This window comes from Granulosicoccus sp. 3-233 (assembly GCF_052681095.1).
In genome coordinates this window covers 28032-50359 of record NZ_JBQYLE010000016.1, presented here as the reverse complement: position 1 = coordinate 50359, position 22328 = coordinate 28032, and the positions used below count along the sequence as shown (strand labels likewise).

Below are 22328 nucleotides of genomic sequence, written 5' to 3'. Positions count from 1 at the left end.
CTCAAGCCCGACAGAAACCCAGTGATGGACACCATCCGTATCCGGGGTGCTCGCACCCACAATCTCAAGAACATCGACGTGGATCTGCCCCGGGATGCCCTGATCGTCATCACCGGTCTGTCCGGCAGTGGCAAGTCCTCGCTGGCCTTCGATACCCTGTTTGCCGAGGGTCAGCGTCGTTACGTCGAGTCGCTGTCCGCCTACGCCCGCCAATTCCTGTCGGTCATGGACAAACCTGACGTCGACCTGATCGACGGTCTGTCGCCGGCAATCTCCATCGAGCAGAAATCCACCTCCCACAATCCGCGCTCCACAGTGGGTACCATCACGGAAATCTACGATTATCTGCGCCTGCTCTATGCGCGGGCCGGCACCCCTACCTGCCCTCGGCACGGTGAGGTACTCGAAGCACAGACCCTGAGCCAGATGGTGGACCAGGTCATGAGCATGAACACCGGCACGGCACTGGCCCTGCTGGCCCCGGTGATCCGCGATCGCAAGGGTGATCACGCCCCGCTGATCGAACGCCTGCGTGCCCAGGGCTATCTGCGCGCCCGCATCGATGGCGTGATTACCGAACTCGAAGGTGAAATCAGCCTGCCGGCGAAACGCAAGCACACGATCGAAGTGGTCGTTGACCGCTTCAAGGTGCGGGATGATCTGCGCCTGCGGCTGGCAGAGTCCTTCGAAACGGCGACGACTCTGGGCGAAGGCAATGCGATCGTGACCCTGCTCAGTGGTGAAGGCGAAGATATGGTCTTCTCGACCCGCTTCGCCTGCAGCCAGTGCGGTTACTCACTGCCGGAGCTGGAGCCGCGTGCCTTTTCCTTCAACAGCCCTCACGGTGCCTGCCCCGGCTGCGACGGGCTGGGCCTGAGCCAGTTCTTCGATCCGGACACCATCATCGCCGACGCCTCGGTCAGCCTGGCCGGCGGCGCCATTCGCGGCTGGGACAAGCGCAACACCTACTACTTCCAGATGATCAAGTCGCTGGCACGTCATTACGATTTCGACGTCGATACGGTGTTTGACGAATTGCCGGAGGCGATACGAGAGATCATCATGAACGGGTCGGGCAGTGAAGAGATCACCTTCACTTACCAGAGCGAGAAAGGCCAGGCAAGTTATGAATCGAAACGCCCCTTCGAAGGTATCATTCCGAACCTGAATCGACGGTACAAGGACACCGAATCCAACGCCGTGCGTGAAGAACTGGGCAAGCTGCTCAGTTCTCGCATCTGCCCCGACTGCAAGGGAGCCAGACTCAATGAAGCCGCACGCCATGTGCTGGTCGATGGACACAACCTGCCCGACATCGTCAGACATTCCATTGGCGAGACCCGCACACTGATCGACTCACTGGCACTGACTGGCCAGCGCCGCGAGATTGCCGACAAGATCACCAACGAGATCCTGCAGCGGCTCGACTTTCTGGTCAATGTCGGCCTGGATTATCTGTCGCTGGATCGCAGCGCCGATACACTTTCCGGAGGCGAGGCCCAGCGAATCCGTCTGGCCAGCCAGATCGGTGCCGGCCTGCAAGGCGTCATGTATGTGCTGGACGAGCCTTCCATCGGCCTGCATCAGCGTGACAACGACAAATTGCTGGGTACCCTGAAATACCTGCGTGATCTGGGTAATACCGTGATTGTGGTGGAGCATGACGAGGATGCCATCAGGGCTGCGGATCATGTGCTGGACATAGGCCCGGGCGCCGGTGTTCACGGCGGCACCATCGTCGCATCCGGCACCCCGGCACAGATCGTCAAGAGCGCAGCCTCCATTACCGGTCAGTACCTGTCGGGCAAGCGGCAAATCGACATCCCGGAACGCCGAAAACCCGGCAAGCAATTCATCAGCATCAGACAGGCTCGCGGCAACAATCTGAAGAATATCGATGTGAAGATCCCGACAGGCCTCTGCACCGTCATCACCGGGGTCTCGGGATCAGGCAAGTCCACGCTGATCAATGACACGCTGTACAAGCATGCCGCCAATCTGATCAACCATGCACGTCATACGCCTTCACCGGTCAAGAGCATCAGCGGCCTGAAGGTCTTCGACAAGATCGTTGACATCGACCAGAGTGCGATAGGCCGAACCCCGCGCAGCAACCCGGCCACCTACTCTGGCCTGTTCTCTCCCATTCGTGACCTGTTTGCCGGTACGCATGAAGCACGGTCTCGTGGATACAAGCCCGGGCGATTCAGTTTCAATGTCAAGGGGGGCCGCTGCGAGGCCTGCCAGGGTGACGGTCTGATCAAGGTCGAGATGCACTTCCTGCCTGATGTCTATGTCGCCTGCGATGTCTGCCAGGGCAAACGCTATGGCCGGGAAACGCTTGATATCCGCTACAAGGGACAGAACATTCACCAGGTGCTGTCCATGACCGTGGAGCAGGCGCATGAGTTCTTCGCTGCGGTCCCCGTTCTGCATCGCAAACTGGCCACCCTGATGGATGTGGGCCTTTCCTACATCACCCTCGGTCAGAACGCGACGACATTGTCCGGAGGAGAGGCGCAACGCATCAAGCTGGCTCGCGAACTGTCCAAACGAGACACCGGCAATACACTCTACATACTGGACGAGCCAACCACAGGCTTGCATTTCGAGGATGTCAGGGCATTGCTTGGCGTATTGCAACGCCTGCGTGACGCCGGCAATACCGTGATCATCATCGAACACAACCTGGACGTGATCAAGACCGCTGACTGGATCATCGACATGGGACCGGAAGGCGGACAGGGAGGCGGTAATGTCGTGGCTGCCGGTCCACCCGAAGACATCATGCGCTGCGAGGCATCCTACACCGGAGCCTACCTGAAACGACTGAAGGCAAGCCGATGAGAGACAGTCGCTGGAAAACGCTGATTCACCGTCTGGGCATGCGAACGGAAAACGCGCTTGGATACGTGTCCGGCCGTGCCCGTCAGAAGCTGCACCCTGAAATACCGATGCATATCATTGCCTATCGCGGCTTCGGTGTCCTGACAGACGACGGTTGGCGAGGCCGTCTCCAGGGGCGAGTTCTGCGCTACCGGCAACCCGCATTGCCGAGCCGATCCGAACTGTGGAACAACCTGCGCGCCAGCTACGCACGCTTTGGAACACGAGAATTGCCGGGAGTCAGCGTGACGGGCCAGGTCGGCGAACTCATGGCACGCACCACGACCGATGAAGAAGGCTACTTCCAGCTGAACTTCGATACCAGCAGTACCGGACCAACAGAGCTGACCCAGTCGGTAGAGCTCTCCCTGCCCGGCTATTCCAGCGTGCAGATAGACGGTGACCCGGTCATCAGCCTGCCCGCGCGTGATGCCCGATTCGGTGTCATCAGCGATGTCGATGACACATTGCTGCTGACCAAGGCCACGTCCCTGCGCGACATGATGAGACTGACACTGCTGGAATCCCCCAGTAGTCGCCTGGCCTTTGCCGGTGTTGCCGAGTTCTATCAGGCACTGCATGCCGGTCGTAACCCATTCTTCTATGTTTCCAGCAGCCCCTGGAATCTGTATGAATTCCTGAGCGACTTCATGCGGATCAACCAGATCGTGCCGGGACCGCTGATGCTGCGCGACTTCGGCATCGATGAGACCAAATTCATTGCCGGGTCCCATGGCGATCACAAACTGCAACAGATACGCACGGTACTGTCTCTCTACCCCGAACTGCCGTTCATTCTCGCCGGCGACAGTGGTCAGGATGATCCATCCATCTATGCCACCATTGCCGAAGAGTTTCCGGAACAGGTTCGCGCCATCTATATTCGTGACGTCGGCCATGCCTGGAAACGCGCATCGATCCAGCAGCTGATCAGTCAGCTGCGTGAGCGCGAAATAGACATGTTGCTGGTACCCGACACGCTCGCGGCTGCCACCCATGCGCATTCGCTTGAACTTCTGCCGTCAGACTCGCTGGCGTCCATTTCCCGTGCTGTCGAAGCCAGCACTCAGCCCTCCTGAACAGGCCCTCATCCACTTTGTCGGCAGATAGCCGAGTCGCGTAAACTGCCGCGCAAACCGATAATCGTTCAGACGGCCGCTACAGCCTGCTCTGCCCCTGCCTGCTCAGTCGGCAGCCAGTTCGAAACACACACGCGACCCTTCGCCCGGTCGACTCCACACAAGGGCTTCGCTGTCATGCAAGGTCAGAATGCGCTGCACGATGCCCAGACCCAGGCCACTGCCTCGCAATATGACCTTGCCACCCGGATCAGAACCTCCGCGCTCGATGTTCGGCGCACGATGATTGGCGGACTTGTCGGCCGTAGCAGAGACATCCCGGATGGCAGCGAGAGAACAGCCGGCCAGCGGGCGGGAAAAACCACAGCCCGAGTCTTCAATTTCGAATTGCACCATCGAGTCACCGCTGCGATCAAGTCTGATCGCCACCTGGCCGCCACGAGCGGTGTGTCGAATGGCGTTGGCCAACAGGTTTTCGATGACTCGCTGCAACAGGCCCATGTCAGCCATCACCCACAGTGACTTGTCCTTGCACAGCACGCTCACCTGCAGTGTGATCGAACGCTCCCGCGCCAGTGTCTCGAAATCCTGAGCCGTGTCAAAGACCAGCTCCGAGAAAGGAATCCTTTCCACATGCACGTCAATGTCACCGGAATCCAGTCGAGCCAACTCGAAAACCTGAGCGATCAGTCGCCACAAACGACCCCCTTGACGCTGTGCCAGCAACAGATAGTGTTGCCGCTCCTCATCACTCAGTGAATCGTGCTTGAGCAACAAGGTCTCGACGGCACCACTGAGACTGGTCAGCGGAGTTCGCAGGTCGTGAGAGACACTGGTCAGAAATTCCCGTCGGCGCCGATCCGCGCTATCCAGAAACTGATATTGCTGATCCAGTCGCTCAAGCATGGCGTGACAGGTGCTCTCCAGATCCTCCAGCTCGTTGCCGCGCTTGACGACAGTTGATCGGCCCACGACCGGGGAGCTATCGGCTGCCCGATCCGCTGCGAGCCGCCATTGTCCGAGTGAAGCCGTCATCGCTCGCAAGGGACGCGTCATCAGGAAGAAAAGGGCCATGCCTGCTACCAGTGCAAGTGCCAGTACGACAGCGAACATCGCCACGTTGTCCCGCAATGCATAACTGCCTGCCAGAGACTGCCAGAGTGAACTGTGTCGTTCTCCCCCGAGAACCGCATAGACATAGCCGCATGACTCACAGCCACTGTTCCCGGCCTGGCCACCAGAGACCGGATAAGCCGAGAAGACGCGCTGTTGACCAGGTACCGCCGGATTGTCTCCGTACAGAGGCAGGTGCGCTGTTCCTGCGACGAATCGCTGAATCGGTTCCAGGTCCACATGTCGCTGCACTGCATCAGGCTCGCCTGCGAGCGAGTCCAGTACTCGCCCTTGTCGATCCAGCAGGTAGACCTGCAGACTGGGATTGATGACCATGACATGGGCGGCCAGTTCACGCAGAGCCTGATGATCCGGCTCACCATCCACGAACAGCCGCTTCTGTGTGGCAATGTACATCGCCACCGGACGATTGAGCTCTTGCGTGAATTCTTCGAAATAGCGTTGCTGATTACGATTGGCAATGGCCAGAGTCAGCAGGCCCAGACAAAGCAGTATCGCCGTGAAAACCAGACACAGGCGAACAAACAGCGAGGACAGCATCGGTCAGCAATTGAATCGGTAGCCGACACCCCAGACCGTCAGGATATATCTCGGGTTTGCCGGGTCCGGTTCGATCTTGGCTCTTAACCGATTGATATGTGTATTGACGGTATGTTGGTAACCCTCGTACTGCGTCCCCCAGACGCTTTCCAGCAACTCGCGCCGCCTGAAGGTCTTGCCGGGCTGTGCAATGAACGCCGCCAGCAACCCGAATTCGCGACAAGTCAGCTCAACTGTATCGCCGGTCACGCTCACGGTCCGGGTGTTGGCATCCAGAATCAGGTCTCCAGCCACCAGAGCCTGTTGCTCGAGCCCTCTGTGACTGGTCTCCGAGCGTCGGAACAAGGCCCGCACACGTGCCACCAGTTCTGCCATGGAAAAGGGTTTGACGATATAGTCGTCCGCCCCGGCATCCAGGCCCTGTACTCTGTCAGCCTCGGTCCCACGGGCAGTGACCATCAGGATCGGAATGGCAGAATCGAGACGGCGGATCTGCCGTGCAATGACAACGCCATCGATACCCGGCAGACCCAGATCGAGGATGAGCATGTCCCACTGTTCCTGAAGCGCATACGTCAGAGCATCGACACCATCTGTGACATGCACGATCTCGGCCCCGTAATCGGACAGGTGTACCACCAGCAGAGCTGCGATGTCAGCATCATCTTCCACCAGCAGAATACGTCTGTTGACAGGCATGCCCGGGCTCCCCGATTGTGGCAGGGAGCCCGGACGTATCGGATCAGGAAGTCGATTCATGCCACTTGGAGCCGGAACCCGTTTTGAAGTTCACGGCTGCAGCTCACATTCAGGCGCGAAACCGACAGCGTTGAACAGTACCCATCAACGGGCATTGGTTGTCAGCTGGATATCACGCGATTCACCTTCTGATCCATTGGCGTCGATCGCGCTGACGGTATAGGTGTAATGAGTCCCTGCAGCGAGATTCTGATCGAAGAAGCTGAGACCATCCAGGGTGTCGAGCGTGACACCGTCGCGCGTTACTCGATACGCTGAAATAATGGAATTCGCTGCCTGAGCGGGCTCCCAGAACAACTCCAGAGCGGATGACGAATAGACAGCGCCGGACAGATTGCTCACGGCACTGACACCATTGCCGGTATCACTGCCATCCCCTGTTCGGGTAATGACAACACGAGCCACGGGATTCTGCCAACGATGAGTCGCGGCGTTGATGTCGCTGACACCACCCGTCTCATCCAGATCGCCCAGAACACCCGGATGTACGTGTACATAGCCTTCAGCCACGGTGTTGATGCCAGTTCCCCCGGTTCCGGTTCCAGTTGCGACGACCGGCGGTGGTGCCGGAAATCCGGGTACTCCAGGCGCACCTCCTCCCAGCAGCTCGTCATTGGCTTCCGTACCGGCATCGTAGCCGCGGGCGAACAGTGTGACAGTGCTGCCGGGCTGCTCGGGCAGATTGACTGAGTCCAGCCCCACAAAGCCATCATTGGTCGGCAACAACATGCCGCTGAGTGACAACAGAGAATTGCTGCTGGCAACGTCTGTCAACTGCAGAGTCGTGCTCATGCCGGGAGCCAGCAGACCTTCACCGGCACTGAATGAGGCTCCGAGGCTGCTCAGCAGGTCGATCAGGGGACCGATATCGCCACCTTCGGCCATAGCCTGCAGTTCCGCGGATGCCTGCTCGCCGGCATGAAACATCCTCGTACCTGAATCATGAGCAGCGGCGATCAATGGTGTGAAATGCTGACCTCGAGTCAGATTGGTGACGGTGACCTCGTAATCGGCGGCGAGGATCGGTGTGGCGGTAACCGCAAGCAAGGCAGCGGTGGCGGCTACCGTCAAATGTGGGAAATGCATGAGTATTCTCCTGAGCAGCTGGGATAGCGTGCCGTCGGATTCGCAAAAAGGCGATTCCCGATGGCAACTGCACAGGTAGACACACCTCAGGCCGTGGAGTTATCACGAAATCATAACGATTTCCTGACAAAATCAGGCTACCTTGCGGTAGCTGCTGTCCGCCTCACTGGAAGAAGCGACGGCAGCTGATTCTCGACCAACCGGCAGGTCTCTGTCTCCGGCCTTGAAGAAGGCCAGCAATTCCGACACTCGATGGGCTAGCTCGCCCAGGGACACCGAGGTCGCCATATTGGTCTCTGCCAATTGCGAATCAGAGACCATCATCCGTCGCGCATCTTCCACAATGTCCACGATCGTATCCATTTCCCTCTCCTGCAGCAGGGATTCGTCCACGATGATACGAGTCGCCTGCTCCACATTGCTGATCGATTGGTTGATCGCCTGCAGGGACTGACCGGTATTCGAGACTGATTCGGCTCCCTGCAGGATGTCATTCGAGATCGCCGCGATCAGTGCCGTGATATGGGTCGATGCCTGCGCCGATTGTCTGGCCAGCTCCTTGACTTCATTGGCCACCACCGAGAAACCACTGCCGTGAGTTCCGGCACGCGCAGCCTCCACCGCTGCATTCAACGCCAGCAGATTGGTCTGCTTCGCTATGGTGTCCAGCACCTGGGTATTGCTGGCAATTTCCCGACTCTTTTCATTGATGTCGTCCATGTATCCGATGGCCTGACTGGCGATGTTGCTGCCTTCGTCTGCCGCCTGTCTGGAACGGTCAACCAGTCTGGTGGCCTGCTGGACCGAATCGCGGTTGGTCTGAATCGATTGCCTGACCAGATCCACTTTCTCGAGCAGCTGAGACACACCGTCACTGTGTACGGTCGTGTGTTCCTGCAGACGCCGGGAATTGACTTGCATGCTGTCCGAGGAAGTCGCCACGGTGCTCGACGCCTGCCTGATCTGCTGCACCATCTCGTGAACCTTGGCCGAAGTTGCATTGATCGAATTGGCCAACAGTTCGATCTGGCCCTTCCCACCGGTCCGTATCTGCCGGTTGAAATCTCCCTGCGACTGATATTCGGCAACTTCCACGACCGCCGCTATGGCCCCCTCCATGACACTCATGGAACTGTTTATGGACTGCTTGAGCTCATCCAGGCGCCCCTGGCACTGCACATCGACACGCGCACCGAAACAACCGTCTCGCATATCGTCCATGACACTGCAGATGGTGTCGAATGTCGTGTCCAGCACGGTAATGGTCTGATCAACCTGCTGACCGATATCACCTTGTACTCGAGAATCCAGGCGCACATCGAAGCGTCCTTCCTGTATGGCCAGCATGACGCGTGTCAGTTCGGACATGGTGAATTCGACGCTGTCTGCCGTTTGATTGATACCCGTGCGCAACAATTCGAGCTCTTCGTCAAACGGGCCCTGCAGTCGACTACCGAAGTCTCCCTCGGCAATCTTCGAGAGCAATTCGTTGCACTGGGATACTGCAATCTGGGTTTCCTGTACCCGCTTTTCCGACCCTGCCTGCGCCTGCTGCGCTACCAGCGTCAGGCGTTGAGCCTGCTCCTGTGCCTTTCGACTACCGACCGTCAGAATTCCGCACAAGACCAGCAATGCTGCAACAATGGCGTAGCTGGCCCACAGTAGTGCCGCTGTAAACGAGGCAACGCCCACATACTGATCGACAAAGAGAGCCTTGAGCTGCAATGGCTGGTCGAGCTCTTCGAGTTCTTCATACAGGCGCGTGGATGAGCTTGCCAGTTGGTGACGCTGCTCGATGATCATTCGTGCATGAAGACTCAGGGGATTGATGACGGAGGCAGTCACCGGCAGCTCGCCTTGCAGTTGCTCGAGCTTGCCCAGCCATTGCTCATCGGGTTCCTGATAGACCACATCGAAAACCAGGTCATTCATCAATCCGTTCACTACCGGGTTCGCATGGTTGGTGGTGACACTGGCCAGTTCGCCAAGATAGCGTCTGAACGCAGCCCTGGCGTTCTCGAGAAGTCCGACACCACGCTTGCTCTTGTCTACCTGCTTGCGCAGTTCAACAACGGCCGAAGTATAGTCATCCAGCAATGCACTGCTTCTCTCCCGGTATTCCTGACCGACATAGGCAGGTACATATCTGGCGAGACGAGAAGTTCTTTCCATCATCTCCAGATCGGCCTCCAGGTAATCGTAGTGCTTGACCAATCCCTGCCTGACAAGCAGGTGATCCCTCAGCAACTGCCCTGTCAGCGCCTGCATATCGGCGATGTTGTTCAGGTACCGGGTATTGAATTCATTCTCCACTCTCGGTTTGAGAATGACCAGAATCAGTAGCAGGCAGATCAGCCCGCCTATCGCCCACTTCACCCACGATGATCCAGCTTCGAAAGTTTTCATTCTGCAAAGGTGACTTGCGTTGGCTTCATTGCGTGAGTGGGCACTTCGCCGGTCAGCGACTCGAGAAACGCCACGATCAGCTCGACATCCTCATCGCCGATCGTACGGCCGAGTTGAGCCGCGGCCATGACTTTCACGGCATCACTCAACAAGGTGACAGAACCGGTATGAAAATAGGGTGAGGTCATGGCCACATTGCGCAAGGTTGGCACCTTGTACACGGGTATTGTCCCAGCCTTGTCGGCATTACCTGCTCTTTGGCCATGGCCGACATCGACCGCATGAAAGGCACCGAAGTACTGCATGACATTGCCACCGAGATTCACTCCCTGATGACAGGCAGTGCAACCATAGCCCTTGAACAATTCATAGCCGGCAGCTGCCTGAGCGCTGATGGCGCGAGTGTTGCCATTCAGGTAATCATCGAATGGCGATGGCGTAATCAGCGTTCTTTCATAAGCTGCAATGGCTTCCGCCAGCAATTCAGGCGTCAGTTCCCGTGTGTTGAACACCGTCTCGAATCGGGAGAGCAGTACCTTGTCGGTTGACAGCTTCTCCAATACTTCAGGCCAGTTTGCCCCCATTTCAATCGGGTTGACGACGGGCCCCAATGCCTGTGCGACAAGGGAATCCGCCCGTCCGTCCCAGAACTGGCGAAAATTGTGACCACTGTTGAGCACCGTCGGTGCATTGATATTGCCAATCTGCCCTTTCATGCCAACGGAAGTCGCCCGGCCATCGTCGCCGCCAGCCTGGACATTGTGACAAGAGGCACAGGAGATCGTCCCGTCACCCGACAGCCGTTTGTCGTGGAAGAGCTGCCTGCCCAGACTCACCAGCTCTGAATTGATGAAATCCGGATTCTGAGCCTGTAATGCTCTGACTGGCTCGGACAGGGGTATGGCCTCGCGCTGCAAGGTACTGAGCGTTGTCGGCTGTGCAGCCAGACGAGAGAACTTCTGCCAGTCATCATTCTGATCACAGGCAGACAACGACAGCAGAACAATGACATGAAGCCATCGGCCGTGGCGTCGTCTGATTCTGCGGACAACACCAAACATGCTTGTCATTGTGTCAATCTCCAATCGACGGTGTGTCGAGCATTACCGGTTTTCGCAGTGAATGATCTGCGATATACCTGCGGCTACACTGACATAACGACGCAATGGCGAAATAACTGGAGATGTAACAGGTTAGGAAATCACGGGCCGGAAAGGATGATCCTCTGCGCGTCGAATCAGCTTCCGGTCAAATGGAATCGACCAGTTCCGACACCACGGCACGTACACCGTGTGTATTGGATGCGTTCACCAGATCCGCTACCTGGTCGACCCAGTGCGCCTGATTGAACAGATCTTGCGGAACACCCGGAATTCTGCCAAGACCGGCTATACGCTGACTCATTGCATCGCTGGCATTGAAGATCAGCTGCAACTGGCCAATCAGCGGGTCACTGCAGTCGATTGCTGCGCCCTGCTCATCTCGACCCATCAGATAGCGGACCCACAAGGCCGTGGCGAGCGCATAGGTATCGACAGTCATCCCGCGCGCCAGACGTATCGATGCAGGAGTCAGTATTCGCTGGGGCATCTTCTGACTGCCGTCCATCGCGATCTGCAGGCACCGGTGATCGATAGCGGGGTTTTCGAAGCGTTCCAGCAATTGCGCACGATAGCCAGCGGCGTCCTCTTTGTCCATGCCTTCGAGCGTCTCTGCCGCCATGGCCATATGGTGATCGAGCAGTGTCCGGTAGGCAGACACTTGCATGACGTCGCGAACCGCCGGCAGACCAGACACAGCGCCCAGATAGGCAATCAACGAGTGCGCGCCATTGAGCATGCGCAGTTTCATGTCTTCGAATGGTGCAACATCCGCAACGAATTGAGCACCGGCCTTCTCCCACGCCGGGCGTGGTCCGGCAAAATCGTCCTCGATGACCCACTGTCTGAAGGGCTCGGTTTCAATGGCAGCAGGATCCGCACGCCCCAGTAGATCGCTTGCCAGCGTCAGGGTGGCAACCGTGGCAGCTGGCGTGATTCGGTCCACCATGGAGTCCGGAAATCGACAGTTCTGCTCGATCCACTGCGCCAGTTCGGCATCCAGCAGCGCAGCATGGGAGAGCACGATCTGGCGCAGCAACTTGCCGTTGGCGGGCAGGTTGTCACAGGAAAGAATCGACAGTCCGGTTCCACCGGATTCGCGACGTTGGCGCAGACCGGCCACCAGAATGCCAGGCATCGAACGGGCTTGAGAGGGATTCGCCAGATCATGCATGATCAGTGGATCGTCTGTATTCAGGTGCCGATCCGGACCGCTGAAACAGTAGCCTTTTTCGGTCACCGTGACACTCACCAGATGAACAGCAGGGTCGGAGATGCGCTGGATCACCATGCCCGGTGAATCCGGCAGGCAGAGTACCTCACGTATGACGGATAGCTCACGCAGCTCAGGGCCATCTGCCTGTTGCTCGATCAGCGAGTAGCGACCGTTGTTTTCCAACATCACGGTTGCCAGTTCTCGACTACGCATGGCGACTGCGCAGATACCCCAGTCACCACCTGCCTGCTGGATGGCGTCTTCGGTATATACCGCCTGGTGTGCGCGGTGAAAGGCACCAAGACCGAGATGGACGATGCCGATGGCGAGCTCGGCAGGCAATGCTGATGGTATATGGCTCATGTCGATAGACTACACCAATCTCACTCGGGTTCCATGTTCCTCAACCGTGCTGGCCCACGGCCTCCGACACCCAGCTCCCAGCTCCCGGCTCCCAGCTCCCGGCTCCCAGCTCCCAGCTCCCAGCTCCCAGCTCCCGGCTCCCGGCTCCCAGCACCCAGCACCCAGCACCCAGCACCCAGCACCCAGCACCCAGCACCCAGCACCCAGCTTCCGGCTTCCGGCACCCGGCTCAACCGTGCTCGCCCCCCGCCCCCAGCTCCCGACTCAACAGTGCTTCGACGGCATCCTTCGGATCGACCCCGTCAACCACCACACGGTATATCTGTTCGATGATCGGCATGCGCACATCGAGCCGTTGTGCCTGCTCATAAACAGCTCGAGCAGCTCCCACCCCTTCCACGACCTGACCAATCTCCTCGGCCGCTTCATCGATGCTCTTGCCGGAGGCCAAGGCGAGTCCCATTCGACGATTACGGGACTGGTTGTCCGTACAGGTGAGTACCAGATCCCCCATACCCGCCAACCCGACGAAGGTTTCGGCTCGAGCCCCCATGGCCAGACCCAGGCGAGACAATTCACGCAACCCTCGGTTGATCAAGGCAATGCGGGCATTGGCACCGAAACCGAGGCCGTCTGAAAGACCGGCACCAATGGCCAGGGCATTCTTGACCGCGCCCCCAATCTCCACACCGACCATGTCTTCCGAGGTATAGGCAATGAAATTCCGGGTCCGCAAGGCAGCGGCCATGCGCGCCGACCAACCGGGGTTGGACCCGGCAACGGTGATGGCTGTCGGCAAGCCTGCGCCGACCTCCAGGGCAAAGGTAGGCCCGGAAACCACCGCGTAATTGCCACATTCCGGTAACAGTTGGTGGGCCAGCTGGTGCGGTAGCAGACCGGTACTGAGCTCGAACCCTTTCGTTGCCCATGCCAGTTCAAGATCCTTCAGTTTCTCACCCTGTGCCGTTTTCAATTGCTCCAGCACACGACGAAAGGCATGACTGGGAACGGAAATCAGGACGCGATCTGCCGTACCGGCCGCACGAATCCAGTCCGATTCAACCGTGAGGTTCTCGGGCAGGACGCTACCGGGCAGATAGCGCTCATTACAACGATCCTGTTGCAATTGATGCATCAATGACTCGTCGCGCCCCCACAAGGTGACGTCATTGCCAGCTCGGGCCAGCTGAATGGCCAGGGCTGTTCCCCATGAACCGGCACCAATAACGGTAATGGGTGGCTGTGCGGCCGCCGACGACCCGTTCTCGAGTCCATCGCGTTCTGACGCTGCTTTGCTCATGAAATCACCATGCGGTTGCACTGTCGCTGACCGTTACGGCCCTCATCGTACATCGAATCCGTTGAACGCCCTGGTACCTTTGCCCATGCCATCAACGAAAAAAGGGCCCGTGCTCTGCGAGCAACGGACCCTTCCTGTCTGCCGGTCATCTGCCGATGACCGTACATTTCATCAAAAAACTACGCTTCGCCGCGCTCGACAAATTCGATGATGGCCATGGGTGCATTGTCACCCGGGCGCATGCCGCATTTGAGGATACGTGTGTAACCGCCGGGACGGTTGGCAAAACGAGGACCCAGATCGCTGAACAACTTGCCAACGGCAGCCTTGTCACGCAAACGGTCGAATGCCTGACGACGCTTTGCAACATTGTCCTGCTTGGCGCTGGTGATCATCGGCTCGATGACCTTGCGCAGCTCCTTGGCCTTGGGCACGGTAGTCGTGATCGACTCGTGCTCTACCAGGGATGCTGCCATGTTGCGAAACATGGCCTTGCGATGGCTGGAATTACGGTTGAGCTTGCGCCCGCTCTTACGATGTCTCATGTTCTTGTCTCGTTCCTACTTGACCATCTCGCGTTGCTTCTGCAACTCGGGTGGTGGCCAGTTTTCCAGGCGCATGCCCAATGATAGTGCCTGCTGAGCCAGCACATCCTTGATTTCTGTCAGGGATTTCTTGCCCAGATTTGGCGTTTTCAACAGTTCAACTTCAGTGCGCTGAATCAGATCACCTATGTAATAGATGTTTTCTGCCTTCAGGCAATTGGCTGAACGTACGGTCAGTTCCAGATCGTCTACAGGACGCAGCAGAATCGGATCGATATCCGACGCCTGCTCCTCTTCCGGAGTCTGGGTCTCGGCTTTCAGGTCAACGAAGACAGAAAGCTGCTCCTGCAGAATGGTCGCCGCCTTGCGGATGGCTTCTTCAGGATCGATGGTACCGTTGGTTTCCAGATCGACAATCAGTTTGTCCAGATCGGTGCGTTGCTCTACACGGGCACTTTCCACGTTGTAGGCAACACGGTGAACAGGGCTGAATGAGGAATCGATCTGCAAGGTACCGATGGGACGGCTCTCGCCTTCCTCCAGAGTACGATGTGAAGCGGGCTCATAGCCTCGTCCGACGCGCGCACGAAGTGTCATGTTCAGATTGACATCACCTGTCAGATGACAGATAACGTGATCCGGGTTGATGATTTCGATGTCGTGATCCAGAGTGATATCGCCAGCAGTAACCACGCAAGGTCCCTGCTTGACCAACTTCAGATTTGCTTCATCCTTGGCATGCATCACGATGGATACACCTTTCAGGTTCAGCAGGATATCGAGTACATCTTCCTGAACGCCTTCCATGGTGGTGTACTCATGCAGTACACCTTCGATTTCCGCCTCGTAGAAGGCAGCACCGGGCATGGATGACAACAGGATACGGCGCAACGCATTACCCAGCGTATGGCCGAACCCACGTTCCAATGGCTCGAGCGTGACCTTCGCATGATTAGCGTTGGACGCCGACACATCGACGATACGTGGCTTCAAGAATTCAGTTTGCATGGCATTCAACGTAATTCAACCCCTATATGTTAGTGGAGCAGCCAGATCGCTGCTCCACCCTAAAGCTGTAACAAGCAAGCAGACAATCGCTTACTTCGAGTACAGCTCCACAACCAGAGATTCGTTGATCTCGGCTGGCAGATCAGCACGATCAGGGACTGCCTTGAACATGCCTTCGAATTTCTTCGCGTCGACTTCAATCCAGCCAGGCAGACCTCGCTGCTGAGCCAGTTGCAGTGCATCGGCGATACGGGCTTGCTTTCGGGCTTTCTCGCGGATCGTGATAACCTGATTCGGTTGAACCTGGTAAGAAGCAATGTTGACGATCTTGCCGTCTACCAGGACTGACTTGTGCGACACCAGCTGACGAGCTTCAGCACGTGTAGAACCGAAACCCATGCGGTATACGACGTTGTCCAGTCTCTGTTCCAGCAGTGACAACAGGTTTTCACCGGTTGATCCCTTGCGTGCTGCAGCAGATTTGTAGTAGTTGCGGAATTGCTTTTCCAGCACACCATACATGCGACGTACTTTCTGCTTTTCACGCAGCTGGATCGCGTAGTCTGAAGGACGGCCACGCTTGGCGCCTTGCATGCCTGGAGGAGTCTCCAGGTTGCACTTGGACTCAAGCGGACGAATGCCCGACTTCAAATACAGGTCGGTGCCTTCTCGGCGGCTCAGTTTGCACTTGGGGCCTATATATCTAGCCACGGTTCACACTCCTGGATTTCTTCAAGTCTTGTCGGTTGATTACGCGAGTCATCTCACACACGGCGCTTTTTCGGCGGACGGCAACCGTTGTGTGGGATTGGCGTGACATCAAGGATGCTGCTGATCTTGAAGCCGACATTGTTCAGCGAACGAACCGCTGAATCACGACCAGGACCGGGGCCCTTGACGTGGACGTCGATGTTCTTCAGACCGTATTCCTTGGCTGCTTCACCAGCACGCTCTGCTGCCACCTGGGCGGCAAAGGGTGTGCTCTTGCGGGAACCACGAAAACCTGAACCACCAGCAGTGGCCCATGACAGGGCGTTGCCCTGTCGATCGGTGATCATGACAATCGTGTTGTTGAACGATGCATGAATATGGGCGATACCGTCAGTGACGGTACGGCGAACCTTCTTCTTGGTGCTACTAGCTGCCATAACTTTCTCTATTAACGCTTGAGCGGCCGACGCGGACCTTTGCGCGTGCGCGCATTGGTCTTCGTACGTTGACCGCGAAGGGGTAAGCCCCGACGATGGCGAATTCCACGGTAACAACCGAGGTCCATCAGACGCTTTATGTTCATCGAAACATCGCGACGCAAGTCGCCTTCGACTGTAAATTTTCCTACTTCCGTTCGCAGGTTCTCGATCTCGACTTCCGAGAGATTCCGAACCTTGACATCCGGTGCCACACTCGCTGCCTCACAGATCTGGCGTGCTCGTGTTCTTCCGATACCGTAAATCGATGTCAATGCGATCCAGGTGTGCTTCTGGACCGGAATGTTAATGCCGGCAATACGTGCCATGCTTATCTCCGCCTAAGTATTTTTAACTAACCCTGACGCTGCTTGTGCCGGGTGTCAGTGCAAATGACGCGAATCACGCCCTTGCGCTTGACAACCTTGCAGTTGCGACAGATCTTCTTCACTGATGCTCTGACTTTCATTGTGCTTCTCTCCAGATAAGGAAATGCCGACCGAATAACGCTGACAGGGGCACGCCTGCCTCAGCGTGCTCCTTTCGGAACTCCCTTGGTACCTTGCTTCTTCATCAAGCCTTCGTACTGATGGCTCATCATGTGTGCTTGTGCCTGCCCGACAAAATCCATGACCACCACGACAATGATCAGCAAGGACGTCCCACCAAAGTAGAAGGGAACATTCCAGAACAGGATCAGGAACTCGGGCAACAGGCAAACGAGCGTTATATACAACGCACCGTAAAAGGTCAACCTTGTCAGCACACCATCGATGTATCGGGCTGTTTTTTCGCCTGGGCGGATACCGGGAATGAACGCACCCGATTTCTTCAGATTATCCGCTGTTTCCTTGGCGTTGAACACCAGGGCGGTATAGAAAAAACAGAAAAAGATTATTGCCGATGCATACAAGAGTATATAGACCGGCTGACCGGGCTGCAGCGTCGACACGATGGTGTTGAGAAATGAATTCGAATTGCTGGTGGCGATGTCTCCCAGAGTTGCCGGGAACAGAATGATGCTCGAGGCAAAGATGGGAGGAATGACCCCAGCCATGTTCAATTTCAATGGCAGATGACTTGTCTGGGCTGCAAACATCTTGCGACCCTGCTGTCGCTTGGCGTAGTTGACAGTGATGCGCCGCTGTCCACGTTCGACAAACACCACGAATGCCGTGACTGCAACGACCATCGTGAACAACAGGATGACGACGAAATAACCCAGCTCACCGGTACGGGCCAGCTGCAGGGTTCCGCCAATGGCAGCCGGCAATCCTGCAACAATGCCTGTAAAGATGATGATGGATATTCCGTTACCAATGCCTCGCTCGGTGATCTGCTCGCCCAGCCACATCAGGAACATGGTGCCGGTGACCAGCGTGATGGCAGCTGTCAGTACAAAGCCGGGTCCTGTCAGGAATACCACACTCTGACCATTGGCTCCCTGGTTCTGCAAGGCAATGGCGATTCCCACCGCCTGTACGGATGCCAGCACGAGTGTGCCGTAACGCGTGTACTTGGTAATGACACGTCGACCACTCTCGCCTTCCTTGCGCAGCTGCTCCAGCTGGGGAATGACATGAGTCATCAATTGCATGATGATCGAGGCAGAGATGTAGGGCATGACACCCAGCGCGAACAATGACATTCGCGACAGGGCGCCACCTCCGAACATGTTCAACATGCCCAGAATGCCACCACTCTGCTGATCAAACAGATCCGCCATGACTCGCGGGTCAACACCGGGAATGGTGATGTGCGAGCCAGTGCGAAAGATAATCATCGCAAACAGGACGAACAACAGGCGCGAGCGCAGTTCGGCAGTACCGCCGAGACCGGACAACGCAGGCTTGTTCTTGTCAGCGGCCATGATCTTAGCTGGCAGCCGATGCAGCAGGTTCCGTGACGGATCCGCCAGCAGCTTCGATTGCTGCCTTGGCACCCTTCGTTACACGGCAGCCAGTCACTGTGCAAGCCGAGTTGACCTGACCAGACAGGATGATCTTTACCGTCTTGGTCTGCTGTGGCACCAGGCCAGCGGCGATCAGTGTCTCGACGTTGACGTTGCCGCCTTCGATACCGTCGAGCTCGTGCAGGCGAACTTCGGCGTAATGCCGAGCCATGCGAGACGTGAAGCCGAACTTCGGCAGACGACGCTGGATAGGCATCTGTCCACCTTCAAAACCGACCTTGTGCCAGCCGCCGGAACGTGACTTCTGACCCTTGTGGCCACGGCCACAGGTCTTGCCGCTTCCAGATCCGATGCCGCGACCTACACGGTTACCGACCTTGCGGCTGCCAGCCGCTGGTTTCAGATTATTGAGACTCATGACGTAAGCTCTTGTCTGTCATTTCGATAAGGCCAGGCGACGTCAGGTCGCCCCGCCGGAAAATTGATATGAAGAACTGCCTTATGCAGTTTCTTCGACGCGCAACATGTAGTACGCCTTGTTGATCATGCCGCGGTTTTCAGGCGTATCGATGACCTCGACCGTCTGGTGCATACGGCGCAGTCCCAGACCACGAACGCTTGCCTGATGATTCTTCAGGCGGCCGTTCATGCTCTTGACCAGCGTGACCTTGAGAGTTTTGCCGCTCATCTTACTCTCCCTTGATCTCTGCGACTGTCTTGCCACGCTTTGCAGCAACAGTCTCAGGGCTTTGCATGGTGCTCAGGCCATTGATGGTGGCGCGAACAACGTTGATCGGATTGTTGGTGCCGATGATCTTTGCCAGAACATTACGCACACCGACCGCTTCGAAAACGGCGCGCATGGCGCCGCCAGCGATGATTCCGGTACCTTCAGAAGCTGGTTGCATGTAAACCCGGGCAGCGCCGTGTCGGCCTTTCAGGGGGTACTGCAGAGTGCCGTCGTTCAGAGAAACCGTCTTCATGTCACGACGGGCCTTCTCCATGGCCTTCTGGATAGCCAAAGGTACTTCTCGTGCCTTGCCGTAGCCAAGCCCGACTCTTCCATTGCCGTCGCCGACAACTGTCAGTGCGGTGAAACCGAACTGACGACCGCCCTTGACGACCTTCGCCACGCGGTTGATGGTGACCAGCTTTTCGATGTAGCCGTCACTGCTTTGATTGTAATCGTTCTGTGCCATACTTTTTTACCGAGTCCCGGGGTTCTGGCTGCACCAGGGCAGCCTTGCCGCAATCTGCGCCGTAATCAGAATTTCAGACCGTTTTCACGGGCTGCATCGGCCAGCGCTTTCACACGACCATGGTATTTGAAGCCAGCGCGGTCGAAGGCGACCTGGCTGACGCCAGCTGCTGTCGCTTTCTCGGCGATGCTCTTGCCGACAGTGACTGCGGCATCGACATTTCCACCGTTCGACAGAGAACCACGCAGGTCCTTGCCGACTGATGAAGCAGAAGCCAGTACGCGTCCGCCATCGGCATCGATGACCTGGGCGTAGATATGCCGAGGTGTGCGATGAACCGTCAGGCGAGGCACGCTGAGCTCGCGGATCTTGGCGCGTGTGCGCTTGGCACGACGCAGACGACTAGTTTTCTTATCCATTCTCGATTGCTCTTCTGCGCTGCTCTACTTCTTCTTGGCTTCTTTCATGGCGACGTATTCGTCGACATACCGCACACCCTTGCCCTTGTAAGGCTCTGGTGGACGATAACCACGAATGTCAGCGGCGACCTGACCAACGACCTGCTTGTTGGTACCACTGACCACGATCTCGGTCTGACTTGGTGTTTCAACAGTGATGCCGGCTGGCACCTTGTGAACAACCGGGTGTGAAAAACCGAGTGTCAGGTTCAGATTGCTGCCCTGAGCCTGCGCACGATAACCCACTCCACGCAATTCGAGCTTCTTCTGGAAACCCGTGCTGACGCCTGTTACCAGGTTGTTCAGCAATGAACGCATGGTGCCGGTCATGGCAACGGACTTCTGGTCGGTACGGGTGGACTTGACACCCAGGACACCGTCTTCCAGAGAAGCGGTAACGTCCTCGTGCAGAGTCAGTGACTCTTGCCCCTTGGGTCCCTTGGCACTGACCGCCTGACCATTGATTGTGACCTCGACGCCCTTGGGCACCTCGATCGGTTGTTTTGCTACGCGTGACATTGTTTTATTCTCCGGCTCGCCGATTAACTGACGGTGCAGATGATTTCGCCACCAAAGCCCTGAGCACTGGCCTGCTTGCCAGTCATCACACCATGGGACGTGGAAACCACCGCAATACCCAGCCCACCGAGTACTTCAGGGATAGAGTTGGCACCCGAATACTGACGCAGACCGGGGCGACTGATGCGCTTGATCTTGTCGATAACGGGCTTGCCATCGAAATACTTCAATGTAACGGTCAGAGTGGGCTTGCCATCGACGACTTCAGTATTGAAGCCGGATATATAGCCTTCGTCCTGCAATACCTGCGCGACGCTGGACTTCAGCTTCGCTGCGGGCATGGATACCGATACCTTACGTGCCTGCTGACCGTTACGAATACGGGTCAGCATGTCGGCTATGGGGTCAGACATACTCATGTGTTAGATCTCCTACCAGCTCGCCTTGACCAGGCCCGGAACATCTCCGCGCATGGCTGCTTCACGAAGCTTGTTACGGCTCAGGCCAAATTTACGGTAATAGCCATGAGGCCTACCAGTGATACGGCAGCGGTTACGCTGACGAGCCGGTGAAGAATCACGCGGCAGTTTCTGCAAAGCGGTGACCGCTTCCATTTTCTCGTCGAAGCCCACTTCTTCCGAAGCAATGGTCTTCTTCAGTGCCGCACGCTTGTCAGCGTGTCGCTTTACCAGTTTGCTGCGCTTTGTCTCGCGAGCAATCATTGATTTCTTTGCCATGAATGTCGCGCTCCTATTGGCGGAAAGGAAAGTTGAATTTCTTCAACAGTGACAAGGCTTCTGCGTCCGTCTTCGCTGAGGTGGTGATGGTGATGTCCATACCGCGCACGGCGTCGATCTTGTCGTAATCGATTTCCGGGAAGATGATCTGTTCTTTCACACCCATGCTGTAGTTGCCACGGCCGTCGAATGAACGAGCGTTGATACCACGGAAGTCACGGATACGCGGAATGGATACCGCAACGAGACGATCCAGGAATTCGTACATGCGCTCGCGACGCAGTGTCACCTTGGCACCGATCGGGTAGCCGTCACGGATCTTGAAGCCCGCAATCGACTTGCGTGCAACCGTCACGACAGGCTTCTGACCACTGATGGCGGTCATGTCGTTGACAGCGTGCTCCAGCACCTTCTTGTCACCAATGGCCTCACCGAGACCCATGTTGATGGTGATCTTCTCGATGCGAGGTACCTGCATGACGCTCTGGTACTTGTGCTCCTCCATCATCTGAGGAACGATTTTCTCGCGATACTCTGCTATTAGCCTGGCCATGACCTTCAACCGTCCACTGAAGAAGCGTCAGAACGGAAAAAACGTTCCTTCTGACCTTCGTCGTTTGTGCGAAAACCGATGCGCTCACCCTTCTTGCTAGCCGGGTTGAACAGCGCAACATTCGAAATGTGAATCGACAGTTCCTTTTCCTGGATGCCGCCCGGATCGCCCATCTGAGGGTTGCCCTTGGCGTGCTTCTTGACCAGGTTGATACCGTCAACAATCACACGATCTTCCAGCACGGTTTCCACCTTGCCGCGTCGACCCTTGTCTTTACCGACGAGTACGATGACGTCGTCGCCTTGCTTGATACGTTGCATATTCTTGCCTATTCGCCGATT

Annotated in this window: 25 protein-coding genes; 2 read left to right on the top strand and 23 right to left on the bottom strand. The window is 56.9% G+C overall.

The features are described 5' to 3' along the window. Window positions 1–21: 21 nt before the first annotated feature. Together uvrA and ACUNV4_RS27595 are read left to right on the top strand one after the other, a co-directional pair. Window positions 22–2847 (top strand): excinuclease ABC subunit UvrA, encoded by a 2826-nt coding sequence (gene uvrA / locus ACUNV4_RS27600; RefSeq protein WP_430881891.1) that lies wholly within the window; start codon window positions 22–24, stop codon window positions 2845–2847. Continuing rightward, window positions 2844–3965 carry an App1 family protein gene (locus ACUNV4_RS27595; RefSeq protein ID WP_430881890.1) on the top strand — a complete coding sequence of 374 codons (1122 nt, stop codon included), beginning with the start codon at window positions 2844–2846 and terminating at the stop codon, window positions 3963–3965. The genes uvrA and ACUNV4_RS27595 overlap by 4 nt, the downstream gene beginning before the upstream one ends. 105 nt (window positions 3966–4070) lie before the next feature. Here ACUNV4_RS27595 and ACUNV4_RS27590 read toward each other — a convergent pair whose 3' ends face one another. The 23 genes from ACUNV4_RS27590 to rplX form a co-directional block, all read right to left on the bottom strand. Further along, on the bottom strand, window positions 4071–5639 hold the full coding sequence (locus ACUNV4_RS27590; protein WP_430881889.1) for a sensor histidine kinase: 1569 nt from the start codon (window positions 5637–5639) through the stop codon (window positions 4071–4073). Window positions 5640–5642: 3 nt separating this feature from the next. After that, entirely contained in the window at window positions 5643–6338 is a 696-nt protein-coding gene (locus ACUNV4_RS27585) for a response regulator transcription factor (RefSeq protein WP_430881888.1), read from the bottom strand. A gap of 144 nt (window positions 6339–6482) precedes the next feature. After that, window positions 6483–7484 (bottom strand): spondin domain-containing protein, encoded by a 1002-nt coding sequence (locus tag ACUNV4_RS27580; RefSeq protein ID WP_430881887.1) that lies wholly within the window; start codon window positions 7482–7484, stop codon window positions 6483–6485. A 132-nt stretch (window positions 7485–7616) separates the two neighbouring features. Next, window positions 7617–9860: a methyl-accepting chemotaxis protein gene (locus ACUNV4_RS27575; protein ID WP_430881886.1), complete on the bottom strand. Its 2244-nt coding sequence runs from the start codon at window positions 9858–9860 to the stop codon at window positions 7617–7619. Window positions 9861–9886: 26 nt separating this feature from the next. After that, entirely contained in the window at window positions 9887–10960 is a 1074-nt protein-coding gene (locus tag ACUNV4_RS27570) for a cytochrome-c peroxidase (protein ID WP_430881885.1), read from the bottom strand. Window positions 10961–11138: 178 nt separating this feature from the next. Further along, on the bottom strand, window positions 11139–12569 hold the full coding sequence (locus tag ACUNV4_RS27565; protein ID WP_430881884.1) for a mannitol dehydrogenase family protein: 1431 nt from the start codon (window positions 12567–12569) through the stop codon (window positions 11139–11141). 229 nt (window positions 12570–12798) lie between these two features. After that, a complete protein-coding gene (locus ACUNV4_RS27560; protein WP_430881883.1) occupies window positions 12799–13869 on the bottom strand; it encodes an NAD(P)H-dependent glycerol-3-phosphate dehydrogenase in 1071 nt (356 codons plus the stop codon). Window positions 13870–14048: 179 nt separating this feature from the next. Further along, a complete protein-coding gene (rplQ, locus tag ACUNV4_RS27555; protein ID WP_430881882.1) occupies window positions 14049–14414 on the bottom strand; it encodes a 50S ribosomal protein L17 in 366 nt (121 codons plus the stop codon). 15 nt (window positions 14415–14429) lie between these two features. Further along, complete coding sequence (locus tag ACUNV4_RS27550) at window positions 14430–15422, bottom strand: DNA-directed RNA polymerase subunit alpha (protein WP_430881881.1); 993 nt, start codon at window positions 15420–15422, stop codon at window positions 14430–14432. Window positions 15423–15512: 90 nt separating this feature from the next. Further along, window positions 15513–16133: a 30S ribosomal protein S4 gene (rpsD, locus tag ACUNV4_RS27545; protein WP_430881880.1), complete on the bottom strand. Its 621-nt coding sequence runs from the start codon at window positions 16131–16133 to the stop codon at window positions 15513–15515. A gap of 53 nt (window positions 16134–16186) precedes the next feature. Beyond that, on the bottom strand, window positions 16187–16570 hold the full coding sequence (gene rpsK, locus ACUNV4_RS27540) for a 30S ribosomal protein S11 (RefSeq protein WP_088917247.1): 384 nt from the start codon (window positions 16568–16570) through the stop codon (window positions 16187–16189). A gap of 11 nt (window positions 16571–16581) precedes the next feature. Next, a complete protein-coding gene (rpsM, locus tag ACUNV4_RS27535; protein ID WP_430881879.1) occupies window positions 16582–16938 on the bottom strand; it encodes a 30S ribosomal protein S13 in 357 nt (118 codons plus the stop codon). Window positions 16939–16964: 26 nt separating this feature from the next. Further along, on the bottom strand, window positions 16965–17078 hold the full coding sequence (rpmJ, locus tag ACUNV4_RS27530; protein WP_430881878.1) for a 50S ribosomal protein L36: 114 nt from the start codon (window positions 17076–17078) through the stop codon (window positions 16965–16967). 60 nt (window positions 17079–17138) lie between these two features. Next, window positions 17139–18479: a preprotein translocase subunit SecY gene (gene secY, locus ACUNV4_RS27525; RefSeq protein ID WP_430881877.1), complete on the bottom strand. Its 1341-nt coding sequence runs from the start codon at window positions 18477–18479 to the stop codon at window positions 17139–17141. 4 nt (window positions 18480–18483) lie between these two features. Next, the gene (gene rplO / locus ACUNV4_RS27520) at window positions 18484–18939 is read right to left on the bottom strand and encodes a 50S ribosomal protein L15 (protein ID WP_430881876.1); all 456 of its coding nucleotides are present in this window, start codon (window positions 18937–18939) and stop codon (window positions 18484–18486) included. Between the two features lie 81 nt (window positions 18940–19020). Next, window positions 19021–19209 (bottom strand): 50S ribosomal protein L30, encoded by a 189-nt coding sequence (rpmD, locus tag ACUNV4_RS27515; RefSeq protein ID WP_430881875.1) that lies wholly within the window; start codon window positions 19207–19209, stop codon window positions 19021–19023. A 1-nt stretch (window position 19210) separates the two neighbouring features. After that, entirely contained in the window at window positions 19211–19720 is a 510-nt protein-coding gene (rpsE, locus tag ACUNV4_RS27510) for a 30S ribosomal protein S5 (RefSeq protein ID WP_430881874.1), read from the bottom strand. A gap of 65 nt (window positions 19721–19785) precedes the next feature. Beyond that, window positions 19786–20139 carry a 50S ribosomal protein L18 gene (rplR, locus tag ACUNV4_RS27505; protein ID WP_430881873.1) on the bottom strand — a complete coding sequence of 118 codons (354 nt, stop codon included), beginning with the start codon at window positions 20137–20139 and terminating at the stop codon, window positions 19786–19788. A gap of 24 nt (window positions 20140–20163) precedes the next feature. After that, window positions 20164–20697 carry a 50S ribosomal protein L6 gene (gene rplF, locus ACUNV4_RS27500; protein WP_430881872.1) on the bottom strand — a complete coding sequence of 178 codons (534 nt, stop codon included), beginning with the start codon at window positions 20695–20697 and terminating at the stop codon, window positions 20164–20166. Window positions 20698–20720: 23 nt separating this feature from the next. Then, entirely contained in the window at window positions 20721–21116 is a 396-nt protein-coding gene (gene rpsH / locus ACUNV4_RS27495; protein WP_430881871.1) for a 30S ribosomal protein S8, read from the bottom strand. A gap of 12 nt (window positions 21117–21128) precedes the next feature. Next, complete coding sequence (gene rpsN / locus ACUNV4_RS27490) at window positions 21129–21434, bottom strand: 30S ribosomal protein S14 (RefSeq protein WP_430881870.1); 306 nt, start codon at window positions 21432–21434, stop codon at window positions 21129–21131. 13 nt (window positions 21435–21447) lie between these two features. Continuing rightward, complete coding sequence (gene rplE, locus ACUNV4_RS27485; RefSeq protein ID WP_430881869.1) at window positions 21448–21987, bottom strand: 50S ribosomal protein L5; 540 nt, start codon at window positions 21985–21987, stop codon at window positions 21448–21450. 5 nt (window positions 21988–21992) lie between these two features. Beyond that, on the bottom strand, window positions 21993–22307 hold the full coding sequence (rplX, locus tag ACUNV4_RS27480; protein WP_430881868.1) for a 50S ribosomal protein L24: 315 nt from the start codon (window positions 22305–22307) through the stop codon (window positions 21993–21995). Between the last annotated feature and the right edge of the window lie 21 nt (window positions 22308–22328).

Bases quoted from the DNA above. Each gene is read 5' to 3' on its own strand.
- ACUNV4_RS27595 (WP_430881890.1), top strand. From the start codon at position 2,844: ATGAGAGACAGTCGCTGGAAAACGCTGATTCACCGTCTGGGCATGCGA.
- ACUNV4_RS27590 (WP_430881889.1), bottom strand. From the start codon at position 5,639: ATGCTGTCCTCGCTGTTTGTTCGCCTGTGTCTGGTTTTCACGGCGATA.
- ACUNV4_RS27585 (WP_430881888.1), bottom strand. From the start codon at position 6,338: ATGCCTGTCAACAGACGTATTCTGCTGGTGGAAGATGATGCTGACATC.
- ACUNV4_RS27580 (WP_430881887.1), bottom strand. From the start codon at position 7,484: ATGCATTTCCCACATTTGACGGTAGCCGCCACCGCTGCCTTGCTTGCG.
- ACUNV4_RS27570 (WP_430881885.1), bottom strand. From the start codon at position 10,960: ATGACAAGCATGTTTGGTGTTGTCCGCAGAATCAGACGACGCCACGGC.
- ACUNV4_RS27565 (WP_430881884.1), bottom strand. From the start codon at position 12,569: ATGAGCCATATACCATCAGCATTGCCTGCCGAGCTCGCCATCGGCATC.
- ACUNV4_RS27560 (WP_430881883.1), bottom strand. From the start codon at position 13,869: ATGAGCAAAGCAGCGTCAGAACGCGATGGACTCGAGAACGGGTCGTCG.
- rplQ (WP_430881882.1), bottom strand. From the start codon at position 14,414: ATGAGACATCGTAAGAGCGGGCGCAAGCTCAACCGTAATTCCAGCCAT.
- ACUNV4_RS27550 (WP_430881881.1), bottom strand. From the start codon at position 15,422: ATGCAAACTGAATTCTTGAAGCCACGTATCGTCGATGTGTCGGCGTCC.
- rpsK (WP_088917247.1), bottom strand. From the start codon at position 16,570: ATGGCAGCTAGTAGCACCAAGAAGAAGGTTCGCCGTACCGTCACTGAC.
- rpsM (WP_430881879.1), bottom strand. From the start codon at position 16,938: ATGGCACGTATTGCCGGCATTAACATTCCGGTCCAGAAGCACACCTGG.
- rpmJ (WP_430881878.1), bottom strand. From the start codon at position 17,078: ATGAAAGTCAGAGCATCAGTGAAGAAGATCTGTCGCAACTGCAAGGTT.
- secY (WP_430881877.1), bottom strand. From the start codon at position 18,479: ATGGCCGCTGACAAGAACAAGCCTGCGTTGTCCGGTCTCGGCGGTACT.
- rplO (WP_430881876.1), bottom strand. From the start codon at position 18,939: ATGAGTCTCAATAATCTGAAACCAGCGGCTGGCAGCCGCAAGGTCGGT.
- rpmD (WP_430881875.1), bottom strand. From the start codon at position 19,209: ATGAGCGGCAAAACTCTCAAGGTCACGCTGGTCAAGAGCATGAACGGC.
- rpsE (WP_430881874.1), bottom strand. From the start codon at position 19,720: ATGGCACAGAACGATTACAATCAAAGCAGTGACGGCTACATCGAAAAG.
- rplR (WP_430881873.1), bottom strand. From the start codon at position 20,139: ATGGATAAGAAAACTAGTCGTCTGCGTCGTGCCAAGCGCACACGCGCC.
- rplF (WP_430881872.1), bottom strand. From the start codon at position 20,697: ATGTCACGCGTAGCAAAACAACCGATCGAGGTGCCCAAGGGCGTCGAG.
- rpsH (WP_430881871.1), bottom strand. From the start codon at position 21,116: ATGAGTATGTCTGACCCCATAGCCGACATGCTGACCCGTATTCGTAAC.
- rpsN (WP_430881870.1), bottom strand. From the start codon at position 21,434: ATGGCAAAGAAATCAATGATTGCTCGCGAGACAAAGCGCAGCAAACTG.
- rplE (WP_430881869.1), bottom strand. From the start codon at position 21,987: ATGGCCAGGCTAATAGCAGAGTATCGCGAGAAAATCGTTCCTCAGATG.
- rplX (WP_430881868.1), bottom strand. From the start codon at position 22,307: ATGCAACGTATCAAGCAAGGCGACGACGTCATCGTACTCGTCGGTAAA.